This is a genomic window from Borrelia persica No12, from assembly GCF_000500045.1.
GTDB lineage: Bacteria > Spirochaetota > Spirochaetia > Borreliales > Borreliaceae > Borrelia > Borrelia persica.
The window spans coordinates 1-829 of sequence record NZ_AYOT01000229.1; the positions used below are offsets into that span (position 1 = coordinate 1).

General features: G+C 30.2%; 1 protein-coding gene. It reads left to right on the plus strand.

The annotated features are described in order from the left end of the window. Nucleotides 1–829 (plus strand): anti-CBASS protein Acb1 family protein (locus U881_RS0109860; RefSeq protein WP_024654255.1); only part of this gene is annotated, 829 nt, incomplete at both ends.

The following is an 829-nucleotide window of genomic DNA, read 5'->3' on the forward strand; positions in this document are numbered from 1 at the left end:
AGAATTAGATAATCTAAAAATAGAGCTTAAATCAGCATTATTGCAGTGTATTATTAGCTACAGATTTAATGGAGTTGGGTATATCTTAGTAAAGACGGCCGATGAACTTAACAATTTAAATGTAGAAGTTAATCAAGAACTCCCTACTGGATTTATGTATTTAGACTATGACAGGGTATATGATACTGGAATTGATTCTAGTTATATTACTTATTATTGCAGAAAAGGAAATAAAGAAGAAGCCATTCATGGACTTGAACAAATTAAGATACATAAGAGCAGATTAATCATATATGAGAATTATGACTATATATTGCATTCTTATACACCATGTTATACGGAAAGTTTTTTGCTTGATGTGTACTTACTAGAGAAGATATATGAAGAGATAGGTAAAAGAATAGAGACACATAACTTTTTGTTTTACAAAGATGATTCGTTAGCAGACTTACAAGATGTTTTATCATCTGCAGTTACATCAGTAAAGGAGAATAAGAGAGGAGGCCTTTCAAATTTTTTGAATTTCTTTTCATTTACAGAAGAAGATAATTCTAATGAATCTGGACTTGGAGAATTAAATGGTAAATTAAGGCATGAACTTGAACAACTTAAATACAATCTTAATAATGACGGCTTATTTTATAGTTCTTCAACAACATCATCATTAGAAGTAATTAAGTATGATATGACATATCTTAAAGAGGCCTTATCATTAATTAAAGCGAAGATAGGAGCAGATGCAAAAGAACCATTAACAAGAAGTTTTAATGAGCAGGTAAAGGGATTGGGGAGTGATGGTAAAGGAGACCGAAGTAATTATTATGACTTT